Below are 7,648 nucleotides of genomic sequence, written 5' to 3' on the forward strand. Positions count from 1 at the left end.
AATCGCCACGGCCACAGCCAGCTCGAAAAAGTTGCTCGTGCCGATTAAGCAGGCAGGCGCGGCGATTTCATGCGGCAGGTTCAGGCGTTTGGCCATCATCCGTCCCAAAAAGAAAATGCCGTAGGTCTGCACCAAAAGCGGTATGGCAATGAGCACAATCACGGCAGGCTTGGCCAGAATGGTGTGCGCTTGAAAGGCAAACAGCAGCACCACAGTCAAAATCAGCCCGGCAACGGAAAACGGTTTCAGACGGCCTGCGAACGCCGCCACCGGTTTGCCCGCCCGAAGCAGATGCCTGCGCGTAAGCCAGCCCGCCAGCAGCGGCAGCAGCACGTACAGCACCGTGCTGAGCAGCAGCGTGTTCCACGGAATCTCAATATCGCTCACACCCAGCAGCACGCCCGCAATCGGCGCAAAGGCGAAAATCATGATGATGTCGTTCACCGACACCTGCACCAGCGTGTAATTCGGATCACCCTTCACCAGCTGCGACCACACGAACACCATCGCGGTACACGGCGCCACGCCCAGCAAAATCATGCCGGCGATGTATTCCTGTGCGGATTGCGCATTTACCCAATCGGCGAAAAACACGCGGAAAAACAGCCAGCCGACCGCCGCCATCGTAAACGGTTTGACCAGCCAGTTGATGGCCACCGTCATCGCCAGTCCCTGCGGTTTTCTGCCCACGTCTTTCACGGCAGACCAGTCAATCTGCACCATCATCGGGTAAATCATCAGCCAAATCAGCACCGCCACCGGCACGTTCACATGCGCCGCTTCCATCCGCGCCACCCATTGGAACGCGTTCGGAAACGCCGCCCCCAACGCCACGCCTGCGGCAATCGCCAAGGCCACCCATACGGTCAGGAAACGCTCGAAAATACCCATTGTTATCCCTTGTTTTAATTGGAACCGTCGGAAATCAGGCCGTCTGAAAAATTTTCAGACGGCCTGTCCTAATGATTACGCCTTACAAATCAAACGCGTTCACCACTTTCACATGCAGCCGCACGTCCACGTTGCCGCGCGTGGCGTTGGAATAGGGGCAGACTTCGTGGGCTTTGGCAATCAGCTTTTTCGCGTCGTCTTCGCTGATGCCTTCCACGGTAATGGTGATGTCCAGATCCAAGCCGAATGCGCCGTCGGGTTTCTGGCCGATACCCACGCCGACGGTGGTGCTGGATTTAGTCGGCTTGATGCCCAAAGTCGGGGCGACGTGGTTCATCGCGCTGTCGAAGCAGGCGGCGTAGCCCATGGCGAAAAGCTGTTCGGGGTTGGTGCCGGTTTTGCCGCTTTCGTTTTGGAAGCCGACCAGATCGAAGCCGATGGAACCGTCGTCCACTTGGGTGCGTCCGTCGCGGCCACCGGTTGCGGTTGCTGAGGTTTGGTAGAAGATTTTCATGATGAACTCCTTATCTGACACGTAAAAAAATCAAATATTTTCCAAAATTTTCCGCACCGCCTCGCGCAGGGCTTCCGCTTCGGCGGCATTCATTTTCAGACAACCCGCAAGCTGCTGCGGCACTTCGGCAGCACGGCGTTCCAATGCCTGCCCTGCTTCGGTTAAACGGATGTGCACGCTGCGTTCGTCGTCGGTACCGCGGCTGCGTTCCACCAAGCCTTTGCTTTGCAGGCGTTTGAGCAGGGGCGTGAGCGTGCCGCTGTCGAGCATCAGCTTCGCACCGATGTCGCTGACGCGCTGCCCGCCGTGTTCCCACAGCACCAGCATCACGAGATACTGCGGATAGGTTAAATCCAGCGCATCCAAAAACGGCGTATAGCGGCGCGTGATTTCTTTGGAAAGCGCGTAAAGCGGAAAACATAACTGGTTGTTTAATTTAAGCTGTTCGTACATTTTTAGGCCGTCTGAAAAAAATTGGGTATTCCAAGTCCGGATAGCGGGTTTGCCGCGAATCCGAACGCTTAGGATTTATTTGCAGGCAATCATATCGTGGAAATTATATTTTGTACAATTTAATTTTGATAAATGAATTTAGATTATTGTTTTTAAAAGAACAATATTTTCCAAACACCCATCAAGGCCGTCTGAAAACCGTTTTTCAGACGGCCTTGATTAAGCATATTTACAACAGCGAAAACAAAAATCCGAGCCATTTTATTGCATACAAGCAGCCAACAAAACTACAATACACCCCATTCAATCAACCCATGCAAAGAAAGGAGCATAAAAATGACAAAAATTAAAACAATCCGCTCAACCGAACTTTGCAGCCCCTGCGCAGCAGCGCATTCTCTCGGATAATTCCGTCCGCCCCGCCCGCTTCGGGCTGCTTTCAACGACCGTCCGCATTCCATCCGCAAAACCCTGCCGCGCCGAACCTTAACGGCCTGCGCCCTGTTTTGCACCGTCGGCACGGTCAATCCCACACTTCGCGCAAACCGTTTCCCGTGTTTTTCAGACGGCCTGTCATGCCGTCTGAAAACCTCCGGCTGCCCTGCTTTCATCAGGCCGTCTGAAACCGTTTGCGCCCGCAAAACGGAAGCAACTTTATGGGCAACTTATCCCCGAACATCATTATCATCAAAAATTCAAACACTTGGATAGAAGGCAACGCCGTACGGCAGCTCGAAACCACCGCCCGCCTGCCGCACATGCGGCGCGTGGCCGGCATGCCCGATTTGCACGCAGGCCGCGGTTATCCCGTCGGCGCGGCGTTTTTCAGCACGGGGCATTTCTACCCCGCGCTTATCGGCAACGACATCGGCTGCGGCATGGCGTTTTGGCAAACGGGCCTGAACGCGCGCAAAGTCCGTTCCGAAAAACTGGCGAAACAGCTCGGCAGCATCGATGCGCCTTTGGACGAAAGTTGGCAGCCCCGCATCGCCGAACTGCTGCCCAACCCGTTTCAGACGGCCTTTACCGCCGCGCTCGGCACCATCGGCGGCGGCAACCATTTCGCCGAACTGCAAACCGTTGACGCAATCTACGCGCCCGAGCACCTGCCCGCAGGTTTCGATCCCGACCGCCTGCAACTCTTGGTGCACAGCGGTTCGCGCGGACTGGGTCAGCAGATTTTGCGCCGCCATGTCGATGCGCACGGCCATGCCGGGCTGTCGGACAACACGCCCGAAGCCGCCGCTTACTTGGCCGAACACCAAGCCGCGCTCGCGTTCGCCCGTGCCAACCGCCGCCTGATTGCCGAACGGATGCTCGAACGCTGGCATTCAGACGGCCTGCAACTGCTTGATGTCCACCATAATTTTCTGGAACAGCTTGACATTCAAGGCGAAACGGGCTGGCTGCACCGCAAAGGCGCAACGCCGTCCGACCGCGGCCCCGTGCTGATTCCCGGTTCGCGCGGCGATTACAGCTACCTCGTCCGCCCGCTTGCCGACCACGCCGCCGCTGCGCTGTTTTCGCTGGCGCACGGCGCAGGCCGCAAATGGCAGCGCGGCGAATGCAAAGGACGGCTGTCGCACAAATACTCCGCCGACAGCCTGCGCCGCACCGCACTCGGCAGCGTGGTCGTGTGCGAAGACAAAGCCCTGATTTACGAAGAAGCCCCGCAAGCCTACAAAGGCATAGACAGCATCATCGCCGCCCTGTCCGACTTCGGGCTGATTGAACCCGTGGCGCGGATGAAACCCGTTTTGACCTACAAAACTGCAGGCGGCTGCGCGGATTGATTGAAACGCTTTCAGACGGCCTGAAGTCAAAACCGAAGGCCGTCTGAAAACAAAATCAGACATTAAAACAGCTTTATCCAATCATTCCGCCGCAACCCGACCGCAACCGCCGTTTCAGACGGCCTATTGGAAAACAGTATGAAAATTATCAGCAAATTCAAAGATTTCTACGACCATAAAATCGCCAAATACGGCGAAGATCCGCTGCTCGTATTCGACCGCCGCAAACAGGCGGACGAGCCGCTGCTCCACAGCCTGCCCGCACCGCTGCCCGAATGGCAGCAGCGATACGGCGCGTGCGTGTCCGTTTCGGTGCTGTTCGTCGGCGACTTGCATGTGTTTCTGTTCAACACGGGCGACAAGGTTTACACGTCTTACGATGTGTCCGAAGTTACCGACCAGTTTGACGAAGTGCGCGACAGCCGGACAGGATACCGCTGCGCGGAATACCGCGTAAAAATACGTTTCCACGACGGCAGCGTCTGCACCGTTCCCCAATTAAGCCGCTATCGGTACGCCCCTTTGCCTGATTTTCAGGCCGTCCGCAAACGGGGCAGCGAATACGACGGCCGCGACATCAGCGCATACCGCCACGCCCCGCTGCTGCTGTTGACTGAGGAACCGTCAGACCTGCGCACACGGACAATATCCGCCTATGCCAACCCCCAACTGTCGGCACTCAGCATTTATTTGGACGCGGATTTGGTGTGGCAGAAAATTACCGAATACCTGTCGCAACTGAAAACCGAAGCCGAAACCAGCCCGCCCATGACCAACGGCGACAAAATCGCCAGCAAAGGTTTCGACGGCAAACGCTCGTTCCGCCCGAAAATGAAAAAATAGTTTTCAGACGGCCTGCAACAAAAAACAAGGAACCCTATGATTTACCTGCAACTTTCCACCGCACAAGGCCCTGCCGAGTGCCAAATCTTCGCCCGTTGCGCCTTGCAGAAAATCCTGCGCGAAGCCCACGCCGCAGGCGTGCAGGCGGAAATATTGGACGAAACCGAAAGCCGCCACGGGCTGCTGTCCGCCACGTTTACCCTGAGCGGCGCGAACGCCGAAGCATTCGCGCAACGCTGGCTCGGTACGCTGCAATGGACATGCGCCAGCCCCGTGCGCCCGAAACATCCGCGCAAAAACTGGTATATCGGCCTGTTCAGACTGCCCGAACCGCCCGCCGTGCCGTCTGAAAGCGAAATCGAATACCAAACCTGCCGCGCAGGCGGCAAAGGCGGCCAGCACGTCAACAAAACCGACAGCGCGGTGCGCGCCACGCACTTGGCCACCGGCATTTCCGTGCGCGTGGAAAGCGAACGCAGCCAGCACGCCAACAAAAAACGCGCCCGCGAATTGCTCGCCCTAAAACTGGCCGAACGGCATTCCGCTGCCTTGGGACAACACGCCGCTGATGCGCATTCACAGCTCTACCAAGTGGAACGCGGCAATCCGGTTCGGGTGTTTTACGGAACGGATTTTAGAGAGCAATAAAGGAAGAGGCCGTCTGAAAACACTTTTTCAGACGGCCTCTTCCTGTTTTGCATCGTTTGCAGCTCCGTTATCCTGTCTGCGTTTCCGCCGTTACACGGCCATGCCTGCAGAACTCGGCATCTGCCCAACCTTGCGCCTGCGTTTAGGCCGTCTGAAAACTTATTTCGATACGTTTTCAGACTTCAGACGGCCTTTTTTCAGAAGCAACCACACGCAAAAATCTGCCCGCCGTATTCTTCTCACCTCATTTTTCTCCGAATACCCGTGTTATAGTTAAACTGATTTCAAACGTTGCGTTCCGAAACAGTCCTGCTGCCAGACAATCGTACCAAACAACAAACTCAAACAGAGAAAAATATGACTAGCAAATCCCCAGCCGCATTCCTTGCCGCCGCCCTACTGCTCGCCGCTTGCCAATCCGTTACTACACAATCCTCATCCGAACAGCAATTGGAACAAGCCTATACGGCCTATAAAAAAGGCGATTACCCAACGGCATTCAAGCTGTATGAACAACAGGCTTTTCAAGGCAAAGCCGTCGCGCAATACGTTCTCGGTGCAATGTATTATAACGGAGAAGGTACACTGCACGACCAGACAAAAGCCCGTACTTGGTATGAAAAAGCTGCCGCTCAAGGCCATGCCGACGCACAACACGCCCTCGGGCGCATGTATGACTGGGAAGAATATATGCAGCAAGACTATGCAAAAGCCCGCACTTGGTATGAAAAAGCTGCCGCTCAAGGCCATGCCGACGCACAACACGCCCTCGGCACCATGTATCACAATGGCAAAGGTATGCCGAAAGACTATGTAAAAGCTTTCGCATGGTATGAAAAAGCTGCCATTCAAGATTATGTTCCCTCGCAATACATGCTCGGAGAAATGTATTTTCTAGGAAACGGCGTGCCGAAAGACTATGCAAAAGCCCTCATATGGTTCGAAAAATCTGCCGCCCAAGGCTATGCCATTTCGCAATCCAGTCTCGGGACGATGTATTACAACGGAGAAGGAGTACCGAAAGACTATGCCAAAGCCCGTGCATGGTTTGAAAAAGCTGCAGCCCAAGGCTTTGCCCATGCCGAACAGGCACTAAATGTGATGAAACAGGCAGGATACTGATCCGTAGTAGCAGTAGGTACGGTCAGCAGCCACAAGCGGTATAACCATACAAACCGAGAATACAGATAGAGACCCTTGCCGCTCAAACCCAAAGGCCGTCTGAAAAAACAATTCGCATTTTTCAGACGGCCTTCATCATCGTACTCATTAGTTGGCTGCATGGTGTACGGTTACGCCGCTTGGAGGCGGCTAACCGTACCTACGTTTTTGCCGTTTGCTGTTCCGTTATTTACGTTCTGCGTATTTCCAGCGTTATGTCCGGTTATGCCCGTGGGAGCGGGTCAACCGTCCCCGCGGCGGCTTTAGGCCGTCTGAAAACCTTATCCGTGTTAAAATCGCGCCGATTTTCCATTTACCGCAACGCATCATGGCACAGCAAAACCAATACTCCGAATCCAGCATCACCGTCCTAAAAGGCCTCGACCCCGTCAAAGAACGCCCGGGCATGTACACGCGCACGGAAAGTCCGACGCATATCTGCCAAGAGGTCATCGACAACGCCGCCGACGAAGCGCTCGGCGGGTTTGCCACGGAAATCAGGGTGGAAATCCATGACGACGGTTCGCTGTCGGTGCGCGACAACGGGCGCGGGATTCCGGTGGGGCTGCACCCCGTGGAAGGGCTGCCGGTGGTGGAACTGGTGTTCACCCAGCTTCACGCGGGCGGCAAGTTCAACAAGAAAAGCGGCAACGGCGCGTATGCTTTTTCGGGCGGTTTGCACGGCGTGGGCGTGTCGGTCACGAACGCGCTGTCGAAACGGCTGGAAGTAACCGTAAAACGCGAGGGCAAAATCCACCGCATCGTGTTTTCAGACGGCCATGTCATTGAGCCGCTGGCGGAAACCGGAAAATGCGCGGTGAAAGACAGCGGCACCGAAGTGCGCGTGTGGCCGGACGGCAAATACTTTGAAAGCCCGAATTACAGCATCGCCGAGCTGGAGCGGCTGCTGCGCGCCAAAGCGGTGCTGCTGCCCGGCGTTACCGTGTCGCTCACCCGCCCCGTTAAAGGCGAACCCGGGCCGCAAACGCAAACCTGGCACTACCCCGACGGCCTCAAGGGTTATCTGCTCGACTTAATCAGCGAAGCGCAGGAAGCCGTGCCGGTGTTTGCCAGCGAAAACTATATTTCAACCGGCCACGACAGCGATTTCACCGCCGGCGAAGGCGCGGCTTTCGCGCTGACCTGGTTGGAAGACGGCGTGTGCAACAGCGAGAGCTACGTCAACCTGATTCCCACCCCGCTGGGCGGCACCCACGAAGCGGGTTTGAAACAGGCCGTGTTCGGCGCGGTGAACAACTTTATCAACCACCACAACCTGTTGCCGCGCGGCGTGAAAGTGCAAAGCGACGACGTATTCGGCCGCGTGGCCTTCGTATTGTCCGCC

The 7,648-nt window shown here is 56.0% G+C and carries 8 protein-coding genes; 5 read left to right on the forward strand and 3 right to left on the reverse strand.

From position 1 onward, the window contains the following. The 3 genes from arsB to ACEYDX_RS08790 all read right to left on the reverse strand — a co-directional run. Nucleotides 1–891 (reverse strand): ACR3 family arsenite efflux transporter (gene arsB, locus ACEYDX_RS08780; protein WP_373741641.1); only part of this gene is annotated, 891 nt, incomplete at its 3' end. Nucleotides 892–973: 82 nt separating this feature from the next. Next, complete coding sequence (locus ACEYDX_RS08785; protein WP_373741642.1) at nt 974–1,405, reverse strand: organic hydroperoxide resistance protein; 432 nt, start codon at nt 1,403–1,405, stop codon at nt 974–976. Between the two features lie 30 nt (nt 1,406–1,435). Next, on the reverse strand, nt 1,436–1,858 hold the full coding sequence (locus tag ACEYDX_RS08790) for a MarR family winged helix-turn-helix transcriptional regulator (RefSeq protein ID WP_373741643.1): 423 nt from the start codon (nt 1,856–1,858) through the stop codon (nt 1,436–1,438). 656 nt (nt 1,859–2,514) lie between these two features. Between ACEYDX_RS08790 and ACEYDX_RS08795 the strand changes: the two genes are divergently transcribed. The 5 genes from ACEYDX_RS08795 to ACEYDX_RS08815 form a co-directional block, all read left to right on the forward strand. Beyond that, the gene (locus tag ACEYDX_RS08795; RefSeq protein WP_373741644.1) at nt 2,515–3,651 is read left to right on the forward strand and encodes an RNA ligase RtcB family protein; all 1,137 of its coding nucleotides are present in this window, start codon (nt 2,515–2,517) and stop codon (nt 3,649–3,651) included. Between the two features lie 138 nt (nt 3,652–3,789). After that, on the forward strand, nt 3,790–4,494 hold the full coding sequence (locus tag ACEYDX_RS08800) for a hypothetical protein (RefSeq protein ID WP_373741645.1): 705 nt from the start codon (nt 3,790–3,792) through the stop codon (nt 4,492–4,494). A 36-nt stretch (nt 4,495–4,530) separates the two neighbouring features. Next, the gene (gene prfH, locus ACEYDX_RS08805; protein WP_373741646.1) at nt 4,531–5,142 is read left to right on the forward strand and encodes a peptide chain release factor H; all 612 of its coding nucleotides are present in this window, start codon (nt 4,531–4,533) and stop codon (nt 5,140–5,142) included. A gap of 357 nt (nt 5,143–5,499) precedes the next feature. Next, the gene (locus tag ACEYDX_RS08810) at nt 5,500–6,264 is read left to right on the forward strand and encodes a tetratricopeptide repeat protein (RefSeq protein ID WP_373741647.1); all 765 of its coding nucleotides are present in this window, start codon (nt 5,500–5,502) and stop codon (nt 6,262–6,264) included. A 367-nt stretch (nt 6,265–6,631) separates the two neighbouring features. Further along, nucleotides 6,632–7,648: ATP-binding protein (locus ACEYDX_RS08815; protein WP_373741648.1), on the forward strand; the 1,017-nt coding region annotated here is incomplete at its 3' end.

The sequence above is a fragment of the Neisseria sp. genome, from assembly GCF_041804105.1.
GTDB lineage: Bacteria > Pseudomonadota > Gammaproteobacteria > Burkholderiales > Neisseriaceae > Neisseria.